This is a genomic window from Flavobacterium difficile, from assembly GCF_011392115.1.
GTDB classification, from domain to species: Bacteria; Bacteroidota; Bacteroidia; order Flavobacteriales; family Flavobacteriaceae; genus Flavobacterium; species Flavobacterium difficile.
On record NZ_JAAJBT010000001.1, the window covers coordinates 621581 to 645066 of the forward strand.

At 30.5% G+C, this 23486-nt stretch carries 27 protein-coding genes; 14 read left to right on the forward strand and 13 right to left on the reverse strand.

Annotation, left to right across the window (positions count from 1 at the left end):
* Nucleotide 1 precedes the first annotated feature (1 nt).
* The 8 genes from G4D72_RS02615 (at nucleotide 2) to G4D72_RS02650 (ending at nucleotide 4327) form a co-directional block, all read left to right on the forward strand.
* Nucleotides 2–613, forward strand: coding sequence for a fumarylacetoacetate hydrolase family protein (locus G4D72_RS02615; RefSeq protein ID WP_166076026.1), 612 nt, complete (start codon nucleotides 2–4; stop codon nucleotides 611–613).
* Complete coding sequence (locus G4D72_RS02620; RefSeq protein ID WP_166076027.1) at nucleotides 614–958, forward strand: Hpt domain-containing protein; 345 nt, start codon at nucleotides 614–616, stop codon at nucleotides 956–958. It begins immediately after the preceding gene.
* A gap of 68 nt (nucleotides 959–1026) precedes the next feature.
* On the forward strand, nucleotides 1027–2274 hold the full coding sequence (locus tag G4D72_RS02625) for a CinA family nicotinamide mononucleotide deamidase-related protein (protein ID WP_166076028.1): 1248 nt from the start codon (nucleotides 1027–1029) through the stop codon (nucleotides 2272–2274).
* Nucleotides 2275–2353: 79 nt separating this feature from the next.
* Nucleotides 2354–2596, forward strand: coding sequence for a 50S ribosomal protein L28 (gene rpmB, locus G4D72_RS02630; protein WP_166076029.1), 243 nt, complete (start codon nucleotides 2354–2356; stop codon nucleotides 2594–2596).
* Between the two features lie 20 nt (nucleotides 2597–2616).
* Nucleotides 2617–2799, forward strand: a complete 183-nt coding sequence (rpmG, locus tag G4D72_RS02635) for a 50S ribosomal protein L33 (protein ID WP_091308983.1) — start codon at nucleotides 2617–2619, stop codon at nucleotides 2797–2799.
* Between the two features lie 63 nt (nucleotides 2800–2862).
* Nucleotides 2863–3015 carry a DUF4295 domain-containing protein gene (locus tag G4D72_RS02640; RefSeq protein ID WP_166076031.1) on the forward strand — a complete coding sequence of 51 codons (153 nt, stop codon included), beginning with the start codon at nucleotides 2863–2865 and terminating at the stop codon, nucleotides 3013–3015.
* Between the two features lie 105 nt (nucleotides 3016–3120).
* Complete coding sequence (ftsY, locus tag G4D72_RS02645; protein ID WP_166076032.1) at nucleotides 3121–4101, forward strand: signal recognition particle-docking protein FtsY; 981 nt, start codon at nucleotides 3121–3123, stop codon at nucleotides 4099–4101.
* Nucleotides 4102–4111: 10 nt separating this feature from the next.
* Nucleotides 4112–4327, forward strand: coding sequence for a hypothetical protein (locus tag G4D72_RS02650; RefSeq protein WP_166076033.1), 216 nt, complete (start codon nucleotides 4112–4114; stop codon nucleotides 4325–4327).
* A gap of 69 nt (nucleotides 4328–4396) precedes the next feature.
* Here the strand turns inward: G4D72_RS02650 and G4D72_RS02655 are convergent, their stop codons facing one another.
* The 5 genes from G4D72_RS02655 to G4D72_RS02675 form a co-directional block, all read right to left on the reverse strand.
* Entirely contained in the window at nucleotides 4397–4981 is a 585-nt protein-coding gene (locus G4D72_RS02655) for a porin family protein (protein WP_166076034.1), read from the reverse strand.
* Between the two features lie 170 nt (nucleotides 4982–5151).
* Nucleotides 5152–6714: a ribonuclease Y gene (gene rny, locus G4D72_RS02660; protein WP_166076035.1), complete on the reverse strand. Its 1563-nt coding sequence runs from the start codon at nucleotides 6712–6714 to the stop codon at nucleotides 5152–5154.
* 222 nt (nucleotides 6715–6936) lie between these two features.
* Complete coding sequence (locus tag G4D72_RS02665; protein ID WP_166076036.1) at nucleotides 6937–7230, reverse strand: cell division protein ZapA; 294 nt, start codon at nucleotides 7228–7230, stop codon at nucleotides 6937–6939.
* A gap of 2 nt (nucleotides 7231–7232) precedes the next feature.
* Nucleotides 7233–7523, reverse strand: a complete 291-nt coding sequence (locus tag G4D72_RS02670; RefSeq protein ID WP_166076037.1) for a hypothetical protein — start codon at nucleotides 7521–7523, stop codon at nucleotides 7233–7235.
* Between the two features lie 104 nt (nucleotides 7524–7627).
* Nucleotides 7628–8668 carry a formimidoylglutamase gene (locus G4D72_RS02675; RefSeq protein ID WP_166076038.1) on the reverse strand — a complete coding sequence of 347 codons (1041 nt, stop codon included), beginning with the start codon at nucleotides 8666–8668 and terminating at the stop codon, nucleotides 7628–7630.
* A gap of 116 nt (nucleotides 8669–8784) precedes the next feature.
* Here G4D72_RS02675 and G4D72_RS02680 point away from each other — a divergent pair, with 116 nt between their 5' ends.
* Nucleotides 8785–9681, forward strand: coding sequence for a coiled-coil domain-containing protein (locus G4D72_RS02680; RefSeq protein WP_166076039.1), 897 nt, complete (start codon nucleotides 8785–8787; stop codon nucleotides 9679–9681).
* A gap of 101 nt (nucleotides 9682–9782) precedes the next feature.
* On the opposite strand, the gene G4D72_RS02685 is transcribed toward G4D72_RS02680, so the two are convergent.
* The 7 genes from G4D72_RS02685 to rsfS all read right to left on the reverse strand — a co-directional run bounded on the left by G4D72_RS02685 (nucleotide 9783) and on the right by rsfS (nucleotide 15406).
* Nucleotides 9783–10556, reverse strand: a complete 774-nt coding sequence (locus G4D72_RS02685; RefSeq protein ID WP_166076040.1) for a superoxide dismutase — start codon at nucleotides 10554–10556, stop codon at nucleotides 9783–9785.
* A 46-nt stretch (nucleotides 10557–10602) separates the two neighbouring features.
* Nucleotides 10603–10887: an acyl-CoA-binding protein gene (locus G4D72_RS02690; RefSeq protein WP_166076041.1), complete on the reverse strand. Its 285-nt coding sequence runs from the start codon at nucleotides 10885–10887 to the stop codon at nucleotides 10603–10605.
* A complete protein-coding gene (locus tag G4D72_RS02695) occupies nucleotides 10888–11547 on the reverse strand; it encodes a phosphatidylserine decarboxylase family protein (RefSeq protein WP_166076042.1) in 660 nt (219 codons plus the stop codon).
* Nucleotides 11540–12367: a phosphatidate cytidylyltransferase gene (locus G4D72_RS02700; protein WP_166076043.1), complete on the reverse strand. Its 828-nt coding sequence runs from the start codon at nucleotides 12365–12367 to the stop codon at nucleotides 11540–11542. Before G4D72_RS02700 ends, G4D72_RS02695 begins: the two co-directional genes overlap by 8 nt.
* A 2-nt stretch (nucleotides 12368–12369) precedes the next feature.
* Nucleotides 12370–12972: a lactate utilization protein B/C gene (locus tag G4D72_RS02705; protein ID WP_166076044.1), complete on the reverse strand. Its 603-nt coding sequence runs from the start codon at nucleotides 12970–12972 to the stop codon at nucleotides 12370–12372.
* A 99-nt stretch (nucleotides 12973–13071) separates the two neighbouring features.
* Entirely contained in the window at nucleotides 13072–15030 is a 1959-nt protein-coding gene (gene ftsH, locus G4D72_RS02710) for an ATP-dependent zinc metalloprotease FtsH (RefSeq protein WP_166076045.1), read from the reverse strand.
* Nucleotides 15031–15037: 7 nt separating this feature from the next.
* Entirely contained in the window at nucleotides 15038–15406 is a 369-nt protein-coding gene (gene rsfS / locus G4D72_RS02715) for a ribosome silencing factor (protein WP_166076046.1), read from the reverse strand.
* Nucleotides 15407–15490: 84 nt separating this feature from the next.
* Between rsfS and G4D72_RS02720 the strand changes: the two genes are divergently transcribed.
* The 4 genes from G4D72_RS02720 (at nucleotide 15491) to G4D72_RS02735 (ending at nucleotide 20973) form a co-directional block, all read left to right on the forward strand.
* Nucleotides 15491–16222, forward strand: a complete 732-nt coding sequence (locus G4D72_RS02720) for a biotin--[acetyl-CoA-carboxylase] ligase (RefSeq protein ID WP_166076047.1) — start codon at nucleotides 15491–15493, stop codon at nucleotides 16220–16222.
* 125 nt (nucleotides 16223–16347) lie between these two features.
* Complete coding sequence (gene ccsA, locus G4D72_RS02725; RefSeq protein WP_166076048.1) at nucleotides 16348–19536, forward strand: cytochrome c biogenesis protein; 3189 nt, start codon at nucleotides 16348–16350, stop codon at nucleotides 19534–19536.
* Between the two features lie 118 nt (nucleotides 19537–19654).
* Nucleotides 19655–20263 carry a murein L,D-transpeptidase catalytic domain-containing protein gene (locus tag G4D72_RS02730; RefSeq protein WP_166076049.1) on the forward strand — a complete coding sequence of 203 codons (609 nt, stop codon included), beginning with the start codon at nucleotides 19655–19657 and terminating at the stop codon, nucleotides 20261–20263.
* A 194-nt stretch (nucleotides 20264–20457) separates the two neighbouring features.
* A complete protein-coding gene (locus G4D72_RS02735; protein WP_235922436.1) occupies nucleotides 20458–20973 on the forward strand; it encodes a glutathione peroxidase in 516 nt (171 codons plus the stop codon).
* Nucleotides 20974–21060: 87 nt separating this feature from the next.
* On the opposite strand, the gene G4D72_RS02740 is transcribed toward G4D72_RS02735, so the two are convergent.
* Entirely contained in the window at nucleotides 21061–21555 is a 495-nt protein-coding gene (locus G4D72_RS02740) for a GNAT family N-acetyltransferase (protein WP_166076050.1), read from the reverse strand.
* Nucleotides 21556–21701: 146 nt separating this feature from the next.
* Between G4D72_RS02740 and menD the strand changes: the two genes are divergently transcribed.
* The gene (gene menD, locus G4D72_RS02745; protein WP_166076051.1) at nucleotides 21702–23363 is read left to right on the forward strand and encodes a 2-succinyl-5-enolpyruvyl-6-hydroxy-3-cyclohexene-1-carboxylic-acid synthase; all 1662 of its coding nucleotides are present in this window, start codon (nucleotides 21702–21704) and stop codon (nucleotides 23361–23363) included.
* The last annotated feature ends 123 nt before the right edge of the window (nucleotides 23364–23486 follow it).

Below are 23486 nucleotides of genomic sequence, written 5' to 3' on the forward strand. Positions count from 1 at the left end.
TATGAAGATTATTTGTATTGGTAGAAATTATGCAGACCATATTTCAGAATTAAATAACGAACGACCAGTCGAACCAGTTATTTTTATGAAGCCAGATACGGCTATTTTACCAAAAAAGACGCCTTTTGTGATCCCAGAATTTAGTCAAGACGTTCATCATGAAGTGGAGGTTTTAGTTAAAATATGTAAAGTTGGAAAATATATAAGTACTAAATTTGCCCACAAATATTATGATGAAATTGGTTTGGGAATCGATTTCACCGCTCGTGATGTGCAAACTATGTTAAAAGAAAAAGGCCTTCCATGGGAAAAAGCTAAGGCTTTTGACCATTCAGCGATTATTGGTGACTTTTTACCGAAAAAAAGTTATTCTTCTCTAGAAAATATTAACTTTGAATTAAGGAAAAATTCCGAAATTGCTCAAAAAGGCTCAACTTCTATGATGTTGTGGAATATTGACGAAATTGTTTCGTATGTTTCACAATATTTTACTTTAAAAAAAGGAGATATCATTTTTACAGGAACACCAAAAGGTGTAGCAGCTGTTAAAGAAAATGATATTTTAGAAGGTTTTTTAGAAGGCAAACAAATGTTTAAAATTCAAGTTAAATAAATGGCATTACAATATAATTTATCCAAAGTATATGAAATATCTGAAAATGATAACGAGTTTGCCTTGCAAATTGTTTCATTATTTTTAGAAGAAGTTCCTTTAGAAATTCAATCTATGAAAAATGCTATTGAACTTAAAGATTATACTCAAACTTACGCATCAGCTCATAAAATAAAACCAACTTTAGATTTATTAGGTATGGATATTGCTTATGAAGATAATATGCAAATTATGAATTGGACAAAAGAAGAAGGAAAACGTAAAGAGATTAAAGAAGTATTTAAATCTTTAAGATCCAGAATTAATGATGCCGCAGATGAAATAAAAAAAGATTTTAATCTATAAGCTATCTTTTAATATATAATTAACCTCGCTTTAAGCGGGGTTTTCTTATTTTTGCACAAATTTTAAATATGAAAGCAGCAGTCATAACCATTGGAGATGAAATATTAATAGGTCAAATTGTCGATACCAATTCGTCTTATATCTCGAAAGCTTTAGATAAAATCGGAATTGCAACCTATGAAATGCTTTCCATTTCAGATAATAAAGAGCATATTTTAAAGACGTTTAAAGATGTGCAAAATAATTTTGATGTTGTAATTATAACAGGTGGATTAGGTCCGACTAAAGATGATATCACAAAAAAAACATTCTGCGATTATTTTGATGATGTTTTAGTTCAAAACGATGAGGTTTTACAAAATGTAAAAGATATTATTGAAGGCTTTTATAAAAAACCAATTACACAATTAAATATCGATCAAGCATTAGTGCCTTCTAAAGCGAAAGTACTTTTTAATAAAGTAGGAACTGCGCCAGGAATGCTAATGGAACATGAAAGTACAGTGTTTATTTCATTACCTGGAGTGCCTTATGAGATGAAATACTTAGTAGATAATGAGATAATTCCTTACCTAGTTGAAAAATTTGAACGACCTTATATTGTTCACAAAACATTAATGACTTATGGTCGTGGAGAAAGCTTAATTGCAGAACAAATTGAAAATTGGGAAACCAATTTACCTAATTTTATTAAGTTGGCTTATTTGCCGAGTCCGGGTAAAGTTCGTTTAAGATTAACAGCTCGTGGTGAAAATGAAGACTTTTTAAAAGAAGCTATTTTTAATGAAGTTGAAAAATTAAAACCTATTATTGGTGATATTATTGTAGGTTACGAAGAAGACGAAACAATTGAAGTGGTTTTAGGTAAATTATTTGCAGAAAAAAAAGTAACCTTATCTACTGCTGAAAGTTGTACAGGTGGAAAAATATCTCAATTAATAACAGCTGTGGCTGGAGCTTCTGCGTATTTTTATGGTGGAATTACAGCTTATTCGAATCAAATTAAAACAGATGTTTTAAAAGTTAATTCAGATTTAATTGATGAGTTTTCTGTTGTAAGTGCAGCTGTTGCTAAAGAAATGGCTCTTAATTGTAAATCCATTTTTAAAACAGATTATGCCATAGCTACTACAGGAAATGCTGGTCCGACAAAAGGAGAAAGCGATGCAGAATTAGGTACGGTATTTATTGCAATTGCTACACCAAATGAAGTTTTTGTAGAAGAATTTAATTTTGGTCAACCACGTGAAAAGGTAGTGTATAGGGCAGTTAACACAGCATTTGAAATGTTGTACAAAGAAATTTCAAAAAACTAATAAAAAATAGTTGCATAGTAATTGAAAAATCCTTTTCTTTGCACCCTTATTTAGAATAACGATATAAAAGTTTAGAATAATGTCAAGAGTTTGTGAACTAACAGGAAAAAGAGCAATGGTTGGAAACAACGTTTCTCACGCGATGAATAAAACTAAGAGAAAATTCTCTGTGAACTTAGTGAAAAAACGTTTTTACATTGCAGAAGAAGATAGATGGGTGAGCCTAAAAATATCTACAGCAGCATTAAAAACAATTAACAAAAATGGTATTGCCGCAGTTTTGAAAAAAGCTAAAGCAGATGGATTTGTAAAATCTGTTTAATCATTTAAAAATATATCAAAATGGCAAAGAAAGGTAATAGAATCCAAGTAATTTTAGAGTGTACTGAGCACAAAGAATCTGGTCAACCAGGAACTTCTCGTTACATCACTACTAAAAACAAGAAAAACACACCAGATAGAATGGAAATTAAGAAATTCAATCCTATCTTGAAAAGAGTAACTGTTCACAAAGAAATTAAATAATTAGAAATTTTTAATTTTCAAGTAGTTTATTTGAAACTTTTAAATTCCATAAAACATTAAGTCATGGCAAAGAAAACCGTAGCAACTTTACAAACAGCTTCTAAAAGATTGACTAAAGCAATCAAAATGGTAAGGTCTCCTAAAACAGGTGCTTACACATTTGTGGAATCAGTTATGAGTCCTGAAGAAGTAGATGAGTTCTTAAAAAAGAAATAATCTATATATATAGATACTAAAAAAGCTATTTTCATTTGAAAGTAGCTTTTTTTATTTTATTTTTGTTTCATATTAATGCAAATCAAATCCTTACCTAAATAAACAATGAGTTTTTTTAAAAAAATATTTTCTTCCAACAAAAGCGAACCTGTTTTAACTGAACAGGAAAAGCAAGTTTTAGATAAAGGTTTAGAGAAAACTAAAACGTCGTTCTTTTCCAAATTAACTAAAGCGGTTGCTGGAAAATCTAAAGTAGATGATGAAGTTTTAGATAATCTAGAGGAAGTACTTATTTCTTCTGATGTTGGTGTGAATACCACGTTAAAAATTATTCAACGAATAGAAAAAAGAGTTTCTCAAGACAAATACTTAGGAACAGATGAGCTTAATTTAATCTTAAGAGAAGAAATTGGCGCACTTTTATCTGAAACCAATACCGGAAATGATTCTGAATTTATCCTTCCAAAAGATATTAAACCTTACGTAATTATGGTGGTTGGTGTGAATGGAGTTGGGAAAACAACAACTATTGGAAAATTAGCTTATCAATTTAAAAAAGCTGGTTTTAATGTGGTTTTAGGTGCGGCGGATACGTTCAGAGCGGCAGCAATTGATCAGTTACAAATTTGGGCAGATAGAGTAGGAGTTCCTATGGTAAGACAGCAAATGGGTTCTGATCCGGCCTCAGTTGCTTTTGATACTTTACAATCTGCTGTAGCACAAAATGCAGATGTTGTGATTATTGATACAGCAGGACGTTTACATAACAAAGTTGGTTTAATGAATGAACTTACAAAAGTAAAAAATGTGATGCAAAAAGTAGTTCCAAACACTCCAAATGATGTAATGTTGGTGCTTGATGGCTCAACTGGACAAAATGCTTTTGAGCAAGCCAAACAATTTACCGCAGCTACAGAAGTTTCTTGTTTAGCTGTTACTAAATTAGATGGTACGGCAAAAGGCGGTGTGGTTATCGGTATCTCAGATCAATTTCAAATTCCAGTAAAATATATTGGAGTAGGAGAAGGTATTGAAGATTTACAAGTATTTAATAAGACAGAATTTGTAGATTCTTTCTTTAATTAATTTATTAAGCATGAAGAACTTTTTTACTAATATGACCAATTCTAAATTGCTGGTTATTGCAATTGTTTCAGCATTTTTAGCTTTTCCTTTCGATTTGAAATTTTTAAGTTTCATGAAAAGTGAATCTATGTTTATGGGATTACGTTTAATCTCTTTTGTTTTAATATACTATGTTATAATTAAAGTAATTGACAATAAAACCAAACCAAGAAAAAAAGATAAATAGATAGACTTGTAATAATAAAAAAAGGTCCGTTATGATTTAATCATGACGGACCTTTTTGATAAAATAAGATTAAAATCTAAAACCCACTCCAAGTTGGAAAACAGAATTCTTACTGTCAGAATTTTCAATTATTTCATTAAAACTATAAGTATACCTACCTGATATGAAAAACTCATTAAAGTTTAATGATACACCACCGGCTAAGGCAGTATCAAATTCATTAATGTCATCGTTAACTATTTGATTGTTATCATTAACAATTTTTTCATTTATTTTAAGACCAAATTGTGGTCCTGCTTCAAAAGATAGAACATTTCCAGCTTTTAGTTTTAATAAAACAGGTACGTTGATATAATCAATTTGATATTCATTTTTAAAATTGGCTCCCAAAACTGTAAAATTGTTTTCAAAACCTTGACGCGAATATAAAATTTCAGGTTGTAAGGCAAATGTGTTACCAATTAAAGGTATTTCTCCTACAAATCCAATATGAAAACTTGTTCTGGGATCTAAGCCGTCTTTGAATTCTCCTTTTGTTACGGTGGAATAATTTAATCCACCTTTAATGCCAAATTTTCCCTCGTTTGAGGTTTTTTCTTGAGATAATGCAGTAACTGTAATAAAACTAGTTAGTAATAAAATGACTTTTTTCATACTATTTAAATTAAGATTAATAAATAAGTAATGTTTTTCTTATTATATATTTTTCTATTTAGAAAATCAAAAGCAAATTCCATGCCCTTTTGTAAAATTTGAATAAAATTATAAAAAAAAGTCCGTTGTGAATTGATCGAAACGGACTTTTATTTTGCTATGAATTGAGTTTATTTGGCAATGTTTACCGCTCTTGTTTCTCTAATTACGGTAACTTTTACTTGTCCTGGATATGTCATTTCTGTTTGAATTTTGTGTGAAATTTCAAAAGATAAGTTTGCTGCTAATTCATCTGAAACTTTTTCGCTTTCTACTAATACACGTAATTCTCTACCAGCTTGAATTGCATAAGCATTTTTAACTCCTGGGAAACTATAAGCTACTTCTTCTAAGTCTTTTAAACGTTGGATATAAGAATCTAATACTTGACGTCTTGCGCCAGGTCTAGCACCCGAAATCGCATCACATACTTGAACTAAAGGAGAAATTAAATATTTCATTTCAATTTCATCGTGGTGTGCACCAATTGCGTTGCATACCTCTTCTTTTTCACCATATTTTTCAGCCCATTGCATACCTAAAATAGCATGAGGTAATTCACTTTCTGTATCTGGAACTTTTCCAATATCGTGTAATAAACCGGCTCTTTTTGCTAATTTTACGTTAAGTCCTAATTCTGCAGCCATTAAACCACATAATTTAGAAACTTCTCTCGAGTGTTGTAGTAAATTTTGTCCGTATGAAGAACGGTATTTCATTCTACCTACAATTTTTATTAACTCTGGGTGTAAACCATGAATTCCTAAATCGATTACAGTACGTTTCCCTACTTCGATAATTTCTTCTTCAATTTGTTTTTTGGTTTTTTCTACCACTTCCTCAATACGAGCAGGGTGAATACGACCATCTGTAACTAATTTATGTAGTGCTAAACGCGCAATTTCTCTTCTAACAGGATCAAAACAAGATAAAATAATTGCTTCTGGTGTGTCATCTACAATGATTTCCACTCCAGTTGCAGCTTCAATAGCTCTAATGTTTCTTCCTTCTCTACCAATAATTCTACCTTTTACATCGTCTGATTCAATGTTAAAAACAGACACGCAATTTTCAACTGCTTCTTCTGTTCCAACACGTTGAATTGTACTGATAATGATCTTTTTAGCTTCTTGTTGAGCAGTAAGTTTGGCTTCTTCAATTGTTTCTTGAATATGCGCCATTGCATTCGTTTTAGCTTCAGCTTTTAAACTTTCTACTAATTGATTTTTAGCATCATCTGCAGATAAACCAGATATTACTTCTAATTGTTCAATCTGGCTTTTATGTAATTTGTCTACTTCTTGAGATTTTTTCTCTAAGTTATCGATTTTAGTTTGGTATTCTTTAATTTTAGCTTCAGCTTCCTCATTAATTTTCTTTGCTTTCGCTAACTCATTAGAAACTTGAGATTCTTTATCTCTTGTTCTTTTTTCGGCTTCAGCCATTTTTTTGTCTTTTGACAAAATTTCTTTTTCGTGTTCCGATTTTAATTCTAAAAATTTTTCTTTGGCTTGTAATAGCTTGTTTTTCTTTTCTGCTTCGGCTTCAGATTTTGCATCTCTTAATATTGAGCCTGCTTCTTTTTTAGCATTTTTAATAAGATTAGAAACATTGCTTTTTTCTAAAAATTTAGCAATTGCAAATCCAATAGCTAATCCGACAACGATTCCAATTATTATACTTAATGGTTCCATAGTTTTGTTTTGTTTAATAAAAAAGCCCACATCAGGTGTTTGAATAAACTCGATTCAGACAGGATTTGAGCTAGAGCAATGTTCAAGGATTTCCGATAAATCGGAACGTGCTTTAGTATCGCAAATTCACTCGTTTAATTGTTAGTGTTGAGTTTATCAAATATTTACTAATGTGGGCAGTACTTTAGTGTTTTGTATGAACGTTTTTTTTTTTTTTTTTATTTATTTTGAAAGTAAACCTTCAATTTTATCGTTGAGTTTTTTCAATCTTTCGAATGCTTCTACAGTTTCTGTTGAAGTGTCTATTTGTGTTTGTTCTATTTGAGATGCAAATTGTAAAGCGCACATGGCCAATACATCTTGTTTGTCTCTTACTGCATAGCTGGCTTCAAATTTTTTAATGGTAGCGTCAATTTTTTTAGATGCTGTTCTTAAACCTTCTTCCTGAGTTGTTTCCACTGTTAAGGGATACACTCGGTCTGCAATTGAAATTTTTATTTTTAACTTTTCTGCCATAATTATTCAGAAAGTTGTGCTATACAATAGTCGATTTCTCTAATCAACGAATTTATTTTCAGTTTTGTTTCTTTCTTGTATTCTTCACTGCCTAGAAGAGAATTTGTGATTCGTAAGCTTTCCAACTCGTTTTTTAAAGTGTTTACTTTTTCTTTTTCGTGTTGGGCGGTTTGTTTTATTTCATTTAATTCTTTAGATAAACTCTCGTTTAATTGCTCTAAACTTTCTATTTTTTTAGATAATTTAAAGAACTTTACTTCTAAAGAATCAATAATTTTTGACAATTCGCTCATTTCAACTTAATTCTTTTCTTGATTTTACAAATTTAAAACTTCAATTTCGAAATCCAACACTTTTTTACAAAAATTATAAAGTTTTTTTTCTCGAGGCTTAATCTTTAATTTTCATCTTGTTTTTTACTCTTTATAAAATCTAAAATTAAAGTAGCAATTAACTTCCCAGTTAAATGATTATTGTTGGATAAATCTAAATCTGGAGCGCCTTCACAGATGTGTATATAACATGCATTTTCTTCTTTTCCAACCTGATGGATAAAATGACGTGCTTTTTCTACACTAAAACCACTTAATGTCATAGCGCTACTATGTATGTTCGGAATGGCATCTAAATCGACTTCTAAACCAAAAGGTGTATTGGAAATAAATTTTAATGCAGTTGTAATTTCTGAAGTAAAACTTTTAGTTTTTCTTACAGCCATTTCTTCATAAGTTACATATTTTACTCTGTCTTCTATAGTTTTTAGGGTATTGAAAACACTTTTAGAAACAAAATTTTCATGCAATCCAAAGATGAAATATTTTTTCAAAAAGCCTTCTTCAAAAGCATAGGTAAATCCATTTCCGCTATGACGGCCTTCCATTATTCTAAAGTCAGTATGAGCATCAAAGTTTATGGCATTTACAGGCATTCCCTTAGCTAAAGCTAATCCTTTTATGTTTCCATATGCATTGTTATGTCCGCCACCTATAATTATAGGAATTTTGTTAGCTTTTAAAATAGTACTAATAACAAAAGATACATCTTTGTCAATTTCTTCAACCATGCTAAAAAGTTTTTTTCGATCTTCTTTATTGCTGGTGTCTAATGTTCTAGAAATTTCCATTTCAGCAGAGAAATTAATTTCACCTAAAACGATCAATTCGCTTCCTTTGCAAAATTTGTTATGTTGAAAATTCACTAAACTTTTTAACGTACTTTCAAATGCAGTTGCCGTTCCTGTTCTTCCCAAATTTGCTTTTACTCCAATGTCTTCGGGTAAACCAATTAAAACGAATTTTGCCTCGCAATTTGAAATAAAATCTATCCAGTTTTCGTCAATTGGAACCGTGATGATTTTTTCTCCGAATTTTATTTCGCCGCTTCTGTGTTGCGTAATTTTAGCTAAATATTTAGAACTGAATACGTTTAATTTGTCCATTTTAACTTTTTATTATGTTTTCAAATATAATATTTTCAAGATAGATAACGTTATATAGTAGAAGAAATAAATAAAATTTTATTTTTGCACGATTAAATAACCTAAATCGATTAAATATGGAATTAAATCAATCAAACCCTAGAAATTCTGGATTAAAAGCTGCTATTGTTGTTTTAGCATTACTTCTTATGGGAAGTTTGGCATATATGTATAAGTTAAATCAAGATAAAAATGATGTAGATTCAACTTTAACAAAAACACTGACTGAAAAAGAAAAATTTCAGGCAGAGCTTGAAGCAAAAATTGCTGAATATGATACAGCTATTGCAGACAATACTGCTTTAAAAGGTGAATTAGAAGAAGAACAAGCGAAAATTGTTGAATTATTAGAAAAAATTAAAAAATCTAATGGAAGCGTAGCGGAACTTTCAAAATATAAAAATGAATATGTGAAGTTAAAACGTGAAATGGATAATTTAATTGCTGAAAATAAAGTTTTAAAAGAAGCTAATTTAGGATTAACTAAGAATTTAGACAGCACAACAGTTTTGTTATCCAATGCGAAAACTGCGAATGATACTTTAGCAGCTAAAAATGAAAATTTATCAAAAACAGTTGAAAAAGCTCAAAAATTAGCAGTTTTAAATTTAACAACTTTAGCGGTAAAACAAAGAAGTTCTGGGAAACAAATTGATACAGATAAAGCTACGAGAGCTGATGTTTTAAAAATTAGTTTTACTATAGCTGAAAATCAGGTTGCAAAAACTGGAGACAGAACGTATTATGTTCAAGTTATCGATAGTAAAAATAATGTTTTGGGTGAAAAAAAGTCTGAAACATTCGGATCTACTTATTTACCATATAGTTTCCAGAAAACTGTAAAATATGAAAATAAAACGGTTCAAGTTCAAGAAGATTTACCTGTTAAAAATATTACTTCAGGTTCTTATTTTGTAAATGTGTTTGATAAAAACGGAGAATTAGTTTCTAAAAACAGTTTCCAATTAAGATAAAAATGAATGCAATTTAATATGTAATTGGTATTAATTGTCGAAAAATAGTTGCAAAAAAGGACTTCAATTTTGAAGTCCTTTTTTTTGTTTCAAGATTTTTATTAATCTGTAGCTGTTGCCGCTTTGAATTTTTCGTTTACTTTTTTCCAATTGATAACGTTGAAAAAAGCTTCAATATAATCTTTACGTTTGTTTTGATATTTTAAGTAGTAGGCATGCTCCCAAACATCTAAAGCTAGAATAGGAACGCCTTTACTTTCAGCTTTTGGCATTAATGGGTTGTCTTGATTTGTTGTTGTGGTAATTGCTAATTTGCCAGATTTATCCTTAATTAACCAAACCCAACCTGAGCCAAATAATTTGGTTGCGCTGTCAGTAAATTTGTATTTGAATTCATCGTAAGATCCAAAATCTGTATTGATAGCCTCTAAAACTTCATCGGTTGCTTCTCCGCCATTGGATGTTAAAATTTCGAAAAAAAAATTATGATTATAGTAACCGCCTGCGTTATTTCTAATGTCGGTTTGATTCATATCTAATTTATTTAGAATTTCTTCAATAGATTTTGATTCTAAATCTGTTCCTTTGATGGCAGAATTTAGTTTGTTACAATATCCTAAATGATGTTTAGAATAATGTGTTTCCATAGTTTTGGCATCAATAAAAGGCTCTAAACTGTTGTATGCGTATGATAAGCCTTTCATTTGAAAAGCACCTTCCGGATCGTCTGCTTTTACATCAGCAGGATTTCCCATAGCTACTTTTTCAGTTTTCTCTGGTTCTGGAATAGTAACTTCTATTAATTCTTTATCTTTTCCACAACTTATAAGTGCAAAAATTACGGCGAAAGTCAAAGCTATAGATTTATTTTTCATGTTATGATTAATTTGAATTCTTACAAAAATTAAAAAAAGACAAACATTACTGTCTATCTTTTAACATTTGATTTATAATTTCGATGTATTTCTCTTTGGCTTGATCTGCACTAAGATGTCTAACTTGCATCCAGGCATTTTGTTTAAAAGCTGTAATCACTTCATCAGATTCGTAGCCATGATGACTGTAACTAATGTTTTCCGAAAGTGCTTGTTTGTAATAAGCATAGAGAACTAGCTGTACATCTTGTGGTACAGAAGCTTTAGGAATTTTTTCGTTGGCATTACGAATGGCTTCCTGGAATCTTTCATCTAACGACAATTCACTCATTTATTTTTTACTAATTATAGTTTTATTTCCAATTGCTTTTTGACCTAATTTAACATTAATTTCTGTTCCTACGGGAAAATATAAATCTACACGAGAACCAAATTTAATAAAACCGGCATCTTTACCCTGAACTACTCTCATGCCTTCTACAGCATAATTTACAATTCTTTTAGCTAATGCACCTGCGATTTGACGGTACATAATTTCTCCATAAACTCGATTTTCAATGACAACAGTTGTTCTTTCGTTTTCTTCACTTGCTTTTGGATGCCAAGCTACTAAAAACTTTCCTGGATGATATTTGCTGTATTTTACGATTCCATTAACGGCATATCTTGTAACGTGAACATTGATTGGCGACATAAAAATAGATACCATCAATCTTTTATCTTTAAAATATTCTGGTTCAAAAACTTCTTCAATTACTACTACTTTTCCATCCACTGGAGCTAAAACATGATTGTCGCTATTGTCTGCAATTCTTTTTGGGTCTCTAAAGAATTGAAGAATCATAACTAATAAAAATAACAAAACACATTGCACTACAATTCTAAGAATCTTGTTGTCGTGTAATAAATAATCTACACCGAAAATACCTAAAACGGTGATTAAAGTTGAAATTAAAATAATTTTTCCGCCTTCTGGATGAAATTTAAGCATAATTAAAATAAATTAAATATATAAGATATAAAAACGGAATTACAAAAATAACACTATCTAATCGGTCTAAAATTCCACCATGACCAGGCATGATGTTTCCGCTATCTTTTATACCGGCTTCTCTTTTAAATTTAGATTCTACTAAATCTCCAAGAGTTCCAAATAATGCAATTATAATTGCTGTAATAATCCACAAAGTTACGTTAAAAAAAGTATAAAATTGACTAATTATTACAGAAGAAATTACAGTAAAAAGCATTCCGCCTAAGAACCCTTCGATGGTTTTTTTAGGTGATACTCTTTCAAGTAGTTTGTGTTTCCCTATTGATTTTCCTACTATATATGCAAATGTGTCATTGCACCATATCATAATAAAAATGGCTAATACGATTTCGTATTTAGGTTCTTTTACCGTAATATTTGGTAGTACATTTCCAAAATTTGGTAGAGTTAATAATAGGATAAATGGAAGTGTAATGTATAAAAATAAGTGACTATATGTTTTGTGATATTTATGAAAAGAGTTGTTGTTGAATAAATTGAATACTAACAATATATTAAAAACAACACAGCCTGAAGCGATATAAATTAAATTTGCTGGCGGAAGTTGGCTAAAGAAAAAAAGCACAGAAATTGCAATTCCTCCAATGGCAAATAAATAATAATATTTATAATGAGTCATTTTAGAAAACTCATAGATACTTAGGCACATAAAAACAGTAAAAAGTATGTGAAAAGTAATTGGCGAAAAAAGGGTGCAAAATAAAAGTAAAGCAACATATATCGCACCACTGCTTGCTCTTGTAATATTCTCACTCATTACTATAAGTCTTCTAGAAGTATTAGATAAAGGTTTTTATGGCAACTACCATAATGAAGAAAATCTTCTTCTTTTGCTTTTTCAAAATACTTTATAGCGGTAATATTTGTTGGATATTCTTTGTCGTATTTGTTTTTAATGTTTCTTAAGCTGTCTCCTTTTGTTAAAGTTAATTGACTTGTTGAAGCAAATACAATAATATTGGTTGGTAATTCATCTATTTTGTTTTGCTTCAATTGTTTTGATGAAAATAGTATAGAGCCTTCATCTGCGATTAAGTTTTCACAAGCAGTAAATAGGAAGGTTGGATTTTTAATGTTTTTGTATTCTAATCGGTTATCATCTAAAAAATGAAATAATCTGGAGTCAAAACATTGTACTTCCTTTTCGAACCAGTCATTTTCTTCTAAAATATTTTCAAAGTTTTCATGAACTTCATCCATACTAGAACAATAAATAAATTTACCACCATTATTTTTAAAATTAATGGTAAATAATTCATCTACAGGTGTATGTATATCTGGTGCATATTGGCTTTTCTGGACATTTTTTTCCGAATTATCGGTTTCGTCTTGATGGCCAAATATTTTTTTGAAAATATTCATTTTAAATCAGTAAACAATTCTTAAGCATCAAATATAAAAAAATCTTAACTTAAAATTACTTTCAAGTTAAGATTTTTTATACAATATATTGTTAATAACTTATTCTGTTGGCTCTTCAGGTTTAATTTCTAAAGTTTCAGCTACAGTTTCAAACGGCCTTTTACCGAAAATTGTTTCTAAATCATCTTTAAAAATAACTTCTCTTTCGATTAAAATATCAGCCAATGCCTCAAGTTTTGTTCTGTTTTCTGTAAGAATAGAAATGGCTCTTTGGTATTGTTCTTCTATAAGTCCAGAAATTTCTGCATCAATTACTTTTGCGGTATCATCAGAATATGGTTTTGAAAAATTATAGTCAGATTGTCCAGAAGAATCATAATAAGTAATGTTTCCAATTTTGTCATTTAAACCATAAACCGTAACCATTGCTCTGGCTTGTTTGGTTACTTTTTCTAGGTCAGATAATGCTCCTGTGGAAATTTTATCGAAAACAACTTTTTCAGCTGCTCTTCCGCCCATTGTAGCACACATTTCATCTAACATTTGTTCTGTTCTAACAATTTGTCTTTCTTCTGGTAAATACCATGCAGCGCCTAAACTTTGACCTCTGGGAACAATTGTTACCTTTACTAATGGTGCAGCATGTTTTAGCATCCAACTAACAGTTGCATGTCCAGCTTCATGAATCGCAATAGCGTATTTTTCTTCTTTAGAAATTATTTTATTTTTCTTTTCTAAACCACCTACAATTCTGTCTACAGCATCTAAGAAATCTTGTTTATCTACTGCTTTTTTATCTTTTCTTGCTGCTACTAAAGCGGCTTCATTACATACGTTAGCAATATCTGCGCCAGAAAAACCAGGTGTTTGTTTCGCTAAAAATTCTGTATCTAAAGTCTCTGCTTTTGTAATTGGTTTTAAGTGAACCTCAAAGATTTCTTTACGTTCTCTAATATCTGGTAAATCTACATAGATTTGTCTGTCGAATCTTCCAGCACGCATTAAAGCCTTGTCTAATACATCTGCACGGTTTGTGGCTGCAAGTACAATTACATTTGAGTTGGTACCAAAACCATCCATTTCTGTCAGTAATTGATTTAAAGTATTTTCTCTTTCGTCGTTACTGCCAGACATATTGTTCTTTCCACGTGCTCTACCAACGGCATCAATTTCATCAATAAAAATAATTGCTGGTGCTTTTTCTTTAGCTTGTTTGAATAAGTCTCTAACTCGAGAAGCTCCAACACCTACAAACATTTCTACGAAATCGGAACCTGATAGTGAGAAAAAAGGTACGTTTGCTTCACCGGCAACAGCTTTAGCTAATAATGTTTTTCCTGTTCCTGGAGGACCAACTAATAAAGCGCCTTTTGGAATTTTTCCACCAATACTTGTGTATTTTTCTGGTGTTTTTAAGAATTCAACAATTTCTTGAATTTCTTCTTTTGCACCTTCTAAACCTGCAACGTTTTCAAAAGTTACTTTAGTATCATTCTTTTCATCAAACAATTTAGCTTTAGATTTTCCGATACTAAAAATTTGTCCACCACCGCCTGGTCCACCAGCCATTTTTTTCGAAATAAAATAGAAGAAGGCAATAAAAAGTACAAATGGTAAAATGGAAAAAATGATATCATTCCAATTGCTAGTCGGCTTTAAATCGTATACAGAAATTAAGTTTTTAGATTTTGCATCGTCTAATTTCTTTTGAAATAACTCTAAACTACCTACATCTTTAACAAAATAATGCGGTCCTTTTTCAACGGTTGCTTTTTTTAGTTCTTTATCTGTTGAGCTTATGTAAGCAGCTTTTTTTAAGGTAACTTCTGCTGAATTGCCTGCAGTGCTAGTAAGTATGTCTACTTTTTCAATTTTATTTTTGTTTAATAAATCATAAAATGAAGAAATAGAAGTCGACTTTGGACTGTTCATATCCAAGCTGCCACCACTAAAAAAATTGATTAATAAAATTATAGAAACTGCTAAAATTGGAAAAAACCATGGACCAAGTTTAACAACTTTTATAATTGGCTTGTTTTCGTTTTCTTTTTCTGACATAATTGGTTTAGAATTTGTTTGCTATTGAAGTAATTTTTGCATCACCCCAAAGGCTTTCAATGTTATAATATTCTCTAATGTGTTTTTGAAATACATGAACTACTATGCTTACATAATCCATTAAAACCCACTCTCCAACGTCGGCTCCTTCAATGTGCCATGGTTTGTCTTTTAATTCCTTAGACACGCCTTTTTGTACAGAACCTACAATTGCATTTACTTGGGTATTCGAATTACCATTGCAAATTACAAAATAATCACATACACTATTGTCAATTCCTCTTAAATCAAGAATATCAATATCTAATCCTTTTACATCTTCTATTCCTTTGATGATACTTGTTAGTAAATCATCTGTGCTAATATTTTTCGTCATCTATTATTTATTCGTTTTGTGCAAAGGTATCATTTTTTGTTTTTATTTTTGTAACTTCAACTAAGTAATAACAAAATTTCTTACATGCATATCATCAAACTCAATGCCATTGATTCTACAAACCGATATTTAAAAGATTTGGCTGTTAAGCAAACACTCGAAAATTTTACTGTAGTTACTGCTGATAATCAAACAAATGGACGAGGGCAACGTGGTTCTAATTGGGAGGTAGAAGATGGTAAAAACCTAACATTCAGTGTTTTAATTAAAGATGTGTTGCTTAGTTTTGACGAAGTATTTCATTTGAACGTGGTTGTGGCAGTAAGTTTGTTTCAGGCGTTTTCTACTTTAAAAATTCCTAATTTAGCTATAAAGTGGGCAAACGACATTTTGGCAGATAAAAAGAAAGTTTGTGGCATTTTAATTGAAAATCAATTGAAAAGTTCTGCTGAAATTGTTTCAATTGTAGGAATTGGCATTAATGTAAATCAGGAAAGTTTCTCTAATCTGCCACAAGCTAGTTCTCTTAAAAATTCTGTTGGTCAAGAATTTAACAAAGAAGAGGTATTAGTCACTGTTTTACATCAATTTCAAAAAAATATTAATTTGTATAAGAATGAAGGTGCGTCTTATTTTTGGCAAGTGTACCATGAAAATTTATTCAAAAAAAATAAGCCTATGGTTTTTGAAGATAATTTGAATGTAAAATTTATGGGGATTATAAAACAAGTTTTGCCTAATGGTTTGTTACAGATTCAATTAGAAGATGATAGTTTGCAATTATTCAATATTAAGGAAGTGAAAATGCTTTATTAGTTAAATTTTAATTGTGAATCTCAATTCTTTATTACATAAATTTTAACGTCAAATTATAAGTTGTATTTATTTTATTCTTAATTCAATTCTGTACATTTGCACTACTAAAAAAAAGACAACTTTTTATGTTACAGAAATTACTTTCCGCACTATATTCTACACGCTTAATGGCTCTTTTGTTTATTGTTTTTGCTGCAGCAATGGCAGCTGGAACTTTTATAGAAGACGCATATAATACAGAAACAGCTAGAATTTGGGTTTATAATGCTTGGTGGTTTGAGGCCATAATGGTTTTTTTCTTAATTAACTTTTTTGGAAATATTAAGCGTTACCAATTGCATAAAAGAGAAAAATGGGCCACTTTATTGCTACACTTGTCGTGGATTTTTATCATTATTGGTGCATTTATCACACGCTATGTTAGTTACGAAGGTTTGATGCCAATTCGTGAAGGTGCTTCTGCAAATACGGTTTATTCAGATTTACCTCACATTACAGCTTTTATAGACGGTGATTATAAAGGAGAAATGAGACGTAAAACTGTGGAAAAGCAATTATTATTATCTCAAGCTGCCAATAATTCTTTCGTTTACACAGATCAGTTTTCAGATATTCCTTACAAAATTGAATTACAAAAATTCATCATGAATGCTAAGGAAACATTTCAAATCAATCCTAAAGGTAGTTTGCATATCAAATTAGTTGAAGCAAGTGGTGGAAGTAGAAAAGAACATTTTTTACGTGAGGGCGAAGTGAAAAACATCAATAATGTTTTATTTGCATTCAATAAATTTACTCAAGGTGCTGTAAACATTATAAAAAACGCGGAAACCTATACCATTCAAATGCCTTTTGATGGTAATTTTATGCGAATGGCTGATAAATTTCAAGGGACTATTTCCAAAGATAAACCAAGTCCGTTGATGTTCCGTTCCCTGTATAATGCTGGTGGAAGTCAGTTTGTATTTCCAGAATTCGCTCAAAAAGGAGAATTAATTTTAGCATCTAATAATGATTATAAAGATAAAAAAACTGATGATGCTATTGTGGTTAAAGTAACTTCTCAAAACAAAGAAGAAATTGTAACTTTAAAAGGTTCGAAAGGAAAACAAGGTGAGCCCAATAGTTTTAAAATAGGAAAATTAGATTTTACTTTAATGTACGGAAGTAAAGTGCACACCTTACCTTTTTCTATAAAACTTGAAGATTTTATAGCTGAAAAACAACCTGGTACTGATAAAAGTTACTCCTCATTTAAAAGTAAGATTGAAGTGGTAAACGGCAAAGAAAGTTTTAAAGATAGCGTTTTCATGAACAACGTGTTAGATTATAAAGGCTTTCGTTTTTTTCAAGCTAGTTTTGATGAAGATGAAAAAGGAACTGTACTTTCTGTGAGTCACGATTTTTGGGGAACTTGGATCAGTTATATAGGTTATTTCTTGTTGTATTTAGCTATGATGGCCATTTTATTCGATAAAAACACAAGATTCAATGATTTGAAAGTGAAATTAGATAAAATCCGCGATAAAAAAGCCATTTTGTCAGTGTTGTTATTTTTCTTTGGATTGATTGGTTTTGCACAAGATGATCATACGAATCATGAAGGTCATAATCACGGAACAGCACCACATCAGCACGAAGCTTCGGTTACCAAACCAAAAATGCCAACCGCAGAAGAATCTTTAAAAGAGATTAGAAAATTTATGGTTTCTGCCGAACATGCAGAAAAATTCGGAAAATTAGTCATTCAAGATTACAGTGGAAGAATGAAACCTGTAAATACATTTTCTTCTGAATTATTACGTAAAGTATCAAAAAATGATAAGTTTGAAAACTATACTTCTGATCAGGTTTTAATATCGATGAATCAATTTCCTGAGTTTTGGTACCAAATTCCAATTATATATTTAGAAAGAGGAAACGACAGTATTCGCAAAATTATTGGAGTTGCTGAAGATGCAAAATATGCACCACTTATCAGTTTTTTTGATGATTTTGGAAATTATAAATTGCAAAAGCAAGCAGATGAAGCCTATAAGGAAGTTGTCCCAAATAAATTTCAAAAGGATTTTATAACTGCTGATAAGAAGGTAAACTTATTGTATTCGGCAATAAGCGGACAAATTTTGCGATTTTTTCCTCTTCCCAATTCAGAAAATAACAAATGGGCTTCTTACCTAGAATTGCAACATCCTACCAAAACTAATTTAGATACCGTTAAAAATATCATTCCGTTTTATTTTGGAGAGGCAGCAAGAGCCTCACAATCTAAAGATTACAAAACTGCAGAAAGTTTACTGACAGGTTTATCTAAATTTCAAAAAGAATTTGGTGGAAAAATCATGCTTCCTGAGGATAAAATAAATACCGAAATACTTTATAACAAATACGATATTTTTAAAAAATTATTCTCATGGTACATGTATGCTGGAGTATTAATGTTTGCATTTGTAATTGTTCAAATTTTCAATAAAAAGAAATGGGTAAATTATGTTGTGAAGTTTTTCCACGGAACTATTATTTTACTTTTCATTTTACATTTAGCAGGATTAATTGTGCGTTGGTATATTTCGGGTCATGCACCTTGGTCGGATGCTTATGAAAGTATGATTTATGTAGCTTGGGCAACTATGTTTTTTGGAGTTGCTTTTGGTAGAAAATCGGAACTTACAGTTGCTTCAACAGCTTTCGTAACTTCCATGATTTTAATGATAGCACATTGGAATTGGATGGATCCAAGTATTGCGAATTTACAACCGGTATTAAATTCGTATTGGTTAATGATTCACGTAGCAGTGATTGTTGCTAGTTATGGACCTTTTACTTTAGCTATGATTTTAGGTTTAGTATCCTTATTCTTAATGATTTTTACGAATAAAAATAACAAAGCTAAAATGGAATTGAACATCAAAGAAATTACATATATTAATGAATTAGCTTTAACTGTTGGTTTAGTGATGTTAACAATTGGTAACTTCCTTGGTGGTCAATGGGCGAATGAAAGTTGGGGCCGTTATTGGGGTTGGGATCCAAAAGAAACTTGGGCTTTAATTAGCATTATGGTGTACGCATTTGTCATTCACGCGCGTTTTGTACCTGCTTTACGTGGTTTATTTGCTTATAATTTTATGTCGGTTTTAGCTTTTGCAAGTATTTTAATGACCTATTTTGGTGTAAATTTCCACTTGAGTGGTTTGCATTCTTACGCTTCTGGTGAAGAACAAAATGTTATTTATTATGGGTATGCACTATCAATTGTTTTAGTGATTTCTGCGATAGCTTATTATCAATATAAAAAATTATACAAGAAATAATATTTTCAAGATTTACATAAAAAGGAACCTGACAGATATAATTAGTTGTCAGGTTTTTTTGTATACTAATTTCATTTTTTTATCGTTAATTTTTAATCAATCAATCAATTAACAAATTATGAAACAAAAAGCAATAGTCTTTTTATCGATTTTAGGAATCGTGCTTTTATGTAATTTTTATTTAAAAGAAACTAATACAAATAAAGGAATTTCAAAAGATGTTTTGGAAAAGACCTTATTAAAAGCGGATGAAATAAAAGCATTTCTAAAAAAGAATGCTAAATATAATAAGGATGTGTTTTTCCTTTTAGATATGAGAATTCCATCAAATAAATATCGATTTTTTGTTTTTGATGCTAAGAAAAATACAGTTACAGATTCCGGTTTAGTAGCTCATGGTTCAGGCTCGAAAACAACAACAGATGAACTGAGATTTAGTAATACAGACGGTTCGTTAATGACTTCTTTGGGTAAATATTATATTGGAAATTCGTACAATGGAACATTTGGGAAAGCTTATAAAATGTACGGTTTAGATAAAACGAATGGCAATGCATTTTCAAGAAATATAGTTTTACATGCACATTCCAAAATGCCATATGAAGAACAAATGCATCCAATTATGTGTAGTTGGGGTTGTCCAATGGTAAATGAAAAATTTTATAAAAGAATTCAAGTAATTTTAGATGCTTCAGACAAAAAAGTCTTATTATATACTTATTATTAAAAGTTAGATTTAACCCAACATTAACTTTTGTTTTCTTTATCTTTACTTACATTTGAACAATATAAAATTATTTAAAAATGAAATTATTTCACACATTCACTGGAATTGTCATGGTTGCTTTAGCTTGCACCTCTAAAACAGAAACCAAATCAGAAAATTGGGAACATTTTGAAGGAAATACAGCTGAAAACATTATGGCAGAAACCCCTAAATCAAACACTATGGAAAAAGGTTCAATTCATTCTTTTAAAGTAAAAGACTTATCTGGAAACGAATTTGATTTCGCTTCGTTAAAAGGAAAAAAAATACTAATTGTAAATACGGCTTCAGAATGTGGCTTAACTCCTCAATATGAGCAATTGCAGGAGATTTATGAAAAATATCAAAGCAAAAATTTTGTAATAGTTGGTTTTCCAGCCAATAATTTTGGCGCACAAGAACCAGGAACAAATGCAGAAATTGGCGCGTTTTGTAAAAAGAACTACGGTGTTACTTTCCCAATGATGGAAAAAATTTCAGTGAAAGGAAGTGACATGCATGTGGTTTATCAATTTTTAACTCAAAAAGCTAAAAACGGTTTAGAAGACAATACAGTAGAATGGAATTTTCAAAAATATTTAATTGACGAAAACGGTCATTTAGTGGATGTAATTTCGCCGAGAGTCTTGCCAAACGACAGTTCAATTACCAATTGGATTGAAGGGAAATAATTTAGTTTTCAATCTCAGTCTCAGTTTTCAGTCGCTGTTGACAGTCTCAGTTATCGTTAACTGCGACTGTTAACTGCGACTATTTTATTACAATATTTTCTGCATAAATACGGAATGTAACCAACGGTTAAATTTAAACCCAGATTCTTTAATAAAACCAGCTTTTTCAAATCCGAATTTTTCATGAAAAGCGATACTGCTTTCATTTTCAGAATCAATAACGCCTATCATTGTATGTAAACCTTGATTTTTAGCTAGCGCTATAAGTTCTGTAAGTAATGCGTTACCAATTCCTTTTCCGATGAAGTTTTTATTGGCATAAACAGAATGTTCTACCGTAAATTTGTATGCCTCTCTGAAACGAAATTCACTATAATACCCAAAACCAACTACTTCATTATTAAGTTCTGCTACAATAATAGGAAAACTTTTTTCTAATTTATCTTCAAAAATTGCCAATTGTTGTGCTAAAGTTCTTGGATGATAATCATACAAAGCCACACCGTTTAAAATTTGGTCGTTAATGATTTCTAGAATAGCTGGGCAATCTTCGGTTTTATAAGTTCGAATTGTAGGATTCATTTTAGTATTTATTTATGACATAAAAGTATAAAAAAATGTGTATTTATTAGTAAATTTGTATGTATCATTTTTAAACACTTAGATAAATAGTTCATTAAGATAATTAAAAATATCTATGCGTCTATGTGTTTCAATAAAAAACTAAATTGAAAGCCAACTTATACCCAAAAATACCATTAGCTCAAGCTGTAATTGAAATTTTTCGACAAAAAGAAATTCAACATATTGTAATTTCTCCAGGTTCGAGAAATGCACCATTGACTATTGGATTTACCAATCAGGATGCTTTTAAATGTTATAGCATTGCAGACGAACGCTGTGCTGCTTTTTTTGCATTAGGTTTGGCACAACAATTACAACAACCAGTTGCTGTAGTTTGTACTTCAGGTTCGGCATTATTGAATTATTATCCAGCAGTTGCAGAGTCGTTTTATAGTCAAATTCCTTTATTAGTAGTTTCTGCTGATAGACCACATAGTAAAATTGATATTGGCGATGGACAAACCATTCGTCAAGAAAATGTATTTGCGAATCATATCGTTTTTTCTGCCAATTTAACCGAAAATGCTTCTGAGAAAAACGATGATTTAATCATAACTGCAATTGATTCGGCTTTTTCTCTAAAAGGACCAGCGCATATTAATGTACCGTTTGAAGAACCTTTGTATGAAACACTTTTAGCGCCTACTTATGTGCCGAAACATACTGTTTCTAATTTTGAAAAAGCGAAGTTTAATTTAGATGCGAAATACGTTTCAGAATGGCAATCTGCTAAAAAGAAATTGATTTTAGTAGGTGAGTTGTTGCCTAATTCTATTGAACAAAAATTTATAGATATTTTAGCGAATGATGAAAGTGTAGTAGTACTTTTAGAGAAAACATCAAATTTACATCATCCTACTTTTATTGATAGAATAGACACTTTAGTTTCTACATTTTCTGATGAAGATAAACAAAATTTTCAACCTGACATTCTCTTAACTTTTGGCGGAATGGTAGTTTCAAAGCGTATCAAAGCTTTGTTGAGAAGTTATCAACCGGAACAGCATTGGCATGTAGACAAACTTCGAGCTTATGATACATTTGGTTGTTTGTCTGCACATTTTCAAACAGACATGGCTACTTTTTTAAACCAGATTTTAATTGAAAACAATACAATTGATTCTAAGTATCGTTCAGATTTTCAAAACATTTGGTTAGATAGATTGCATAAACACGATACCTATATAGCGAAAATACCTTTTTCAGATTTTAAAGTCTTCGATTTTTTAAGTCAACGTTTACCAGACCATATTCAATTGCAAGTCAGTAATAGTTCGCCCATTCGTTACATACAATTGGTAAGCATCAATAAGACAATTGAAGTGTTTTGTAATCGAGGAACAAGTGGAATTGATGGAAGTACATCAACTGCAATTGGAGCAGCGGTTGCTAATCCGAAACCTACAATTTTAATAACTGGTGATATTAGTTTTCTATACGATAGCAATGCGTTATGGAATAATTACATCCCTAAAAACTTCAAAATTATTCTGATAAACAATAGTGGCGGTGGTATTTTTAGAATTTTACCAGGTCATCAGGAGAATGAAACTTTTAACACCTTCTTTGAAACTTCACATCACTTAACGGCAGAACATTTGGCGAAAATGTTTCAATTTAATTATACAGCCGTTTATGATGAAATGGAATTGCAATCCAATTGGGATGCATTTATTTCAAATGAATCGGTACCTTACATTTTAGAAGTTTTCACACCAGAAAAGTTAAATAATTCGATTTTGTTGGATTATTTTAAAAATCTTTAATTGTAATATTCATAAGTCAATATTCAAAATTGGATATTTTGAAACTATTTTGATTCATTATTAAAAGGTTAATTTTTTAAATAATTTCTTTATGTTTTAAGTAAATTATTGTAAGTTTGAAAG

Excerpts from the sequence above, each read along its gene's own strand:
- G4D72_RS02615 (WP_166076026.1), top strand. The coding sequence starts at position 2 with ATGAAGATTATTTGTATTGGTAGAAATTATGCAGACCATATTTCAGAA.
- G4D72_RS02620 (WP_166076027.1), top strand. The coding sequence starts at position 614 with ATGGCATTACAATATAATTTATCCAAAGTATATGAAATATCTGAAAAT.
- G4D72_RS02625 (WP_166076028.1), top strand. The coding sequence starts at position 1,027 with ATGAAAGCAGCAGTCATAACCATTGGAGATGAAATATTAATAGGTCAA.
- rpmB (WP_166076029.1), top strand. The coding sequence starts at position 2,354 with ATGTCAAGAGTTTGTGAACTAACAGGAAAAAGAGCAATGGTTGGAAAC.
- rpmG (WP_091308983.1), top strand. The coding sequence starts at position 2,617 with ATGGCAAAGAAAGGTAATAGAATCCAAGTAATTTTAGAGTGTACTGAG.
- G4D72_RS02640 (WP_166076031.1), top strand. The coding sequence starts at position 2,863 with ATGGCAAAGAAAACCGTAGCAACTTTACAAACAGCTTCTAAAAGATTG.
- ftsY (WP_166076032.1), top strand. The coding sequence starts at position 3,121 with ATGAGTTTTTTTAAAAAAATATTTTCTTCCAACAAAAGCGAACCTGTT.
- G4D72_RS02650 (WP_166076033.1), top strand. The coding sequence starts at position 4,112 with ATGAAGAACTTTTTTACTAATATGACCAATTCTAAATTGCTGGTTATT.
- G4D72_RS02655 (WP_166076034.1), bottom strand. The coding sequence starts at position 4,981 with ATGAAAAAAGTCATTTTATTACTAACTAGTTTTATTACAGTTACTGCA.
- rny (WP_166076035.1), bottom strand. The coding sequence starts at position 6,714 with ATGGAACCATTAAGTATAATAATTGGAATCGTTGTCGGATTAGCTATT.
- G4D72_RS02665 (WP_166076036.1), bottom strand. The coding sequence starts at position 7,230 with ATGGCAGAAAAGTTAAAAATAAAAATTTCAATTGCAGACCGAGTGTAT.
- G4D72_RS02670 (WP_166076037.1), bottom strand. The coding sequence starts at position 7,523 with ATGAGCGAATTGTCAAAAATTATTGATTCTTTAGAAGTAAAGTTCTTT.
- G4D72_RS02675 (WP_166076038.1), bottom strand. The coding sequence starts at position 8,668 with ATGGACAAATTAAACGTATTCAGTTCTAAATATTTAGCTAAAATTACG.
- G4D72_RS02680 (WP_166076039.1), top strand. The coding sequence starts at position 8,785 with ATGGAATTAAATCAATCAAACCCTAGAAATTCTGGATTAAAAGCTGCT.
- G4D72_RS02685 (WP_166076040.1), bottom strand. The coding sequence starts at position 10,556 with ATGAAAAATAAATCTATAGCTTTGACTTTCGCCGTAATTTTTGCACTT.
- G4D72_RS02690 (WP_166076041.1), bottom strand. The coding sequence starts at position 10,887 with ATGAGTGAATTGTCGTTAGATGAAAGATTCCAGGAAGCCATTCGTAAT.
- G4D72_RS02695 (WP_166076042.1), bottom strand. The coding sequence starts at position 11,547 with ATGCTTAAATTTCATCCAGAAGGCGGAAAAATTATTTTAATTTCAACT.
- G4D72_RS02700 (WP_166076043.1), bottom strand. The coding sequence starts at position 12,367 with ATGAGTGAGAATATTACAAGAGCAAGCAGTGGTGCGATATATGTTGCT.
- G4D72_RS02705 (WP_166076044.1), bottom strand. The coding sequence starts at position 12,972 with ATGAATATTTTCAAAAAAATATTTGGCCATCAAGACGAAACCGATAAT.
- ftsH (WP_166076045.1), bottom strand. The coding sequence starts at position 15,030 with ATGTCAGAAAAAGAAAACGAAAACAAGCCAATTATAAAAGTTGTTAAA.
- rsfS (WP_166076046.1), bottom strand. The coding sequence starts at position 15,406 with ATGACGAAAAATATTAGCACAGATGATTTACTAACAAGTATCATCAAA.
- G4D72_RS02720 (WP_166076047.1), top strand. The coding sequence starts at position 15,491 with ATGCATATCATCAAACTCAATGCCATTGATTCTACAAACCGATATTTA.
- ccsA (WP_166076048.1), top strand. The coding sequence starts at position 16,348 with ATGTTACAGAAATTACTTTCCGCACTATATTCTACACGCTTAATGGCT.
- G4D72_RS02730 (WP_166076049.1), top strand. The coding sequence starts at position 19,655 with ATGAAACAAAAAGCAATAGTCTTTTTATCGATTTTAGGAATCGTGCTT.
- G4D72_RS02735 (WP_235922436.1), top strand. The coding sequence starts at position 20,458 with ATGGCAGAAACCCCTAAATCAAACACTATGGAAAAAGGTTCAATTCAT.
- G4D72_RS02740 (WP_166076050.1), bottom strand. The coding sequence starts at position 21,555 with ATGAATCCTACAATTCGAACTTATAAAACCGAAGATTGCCCAGCTATT.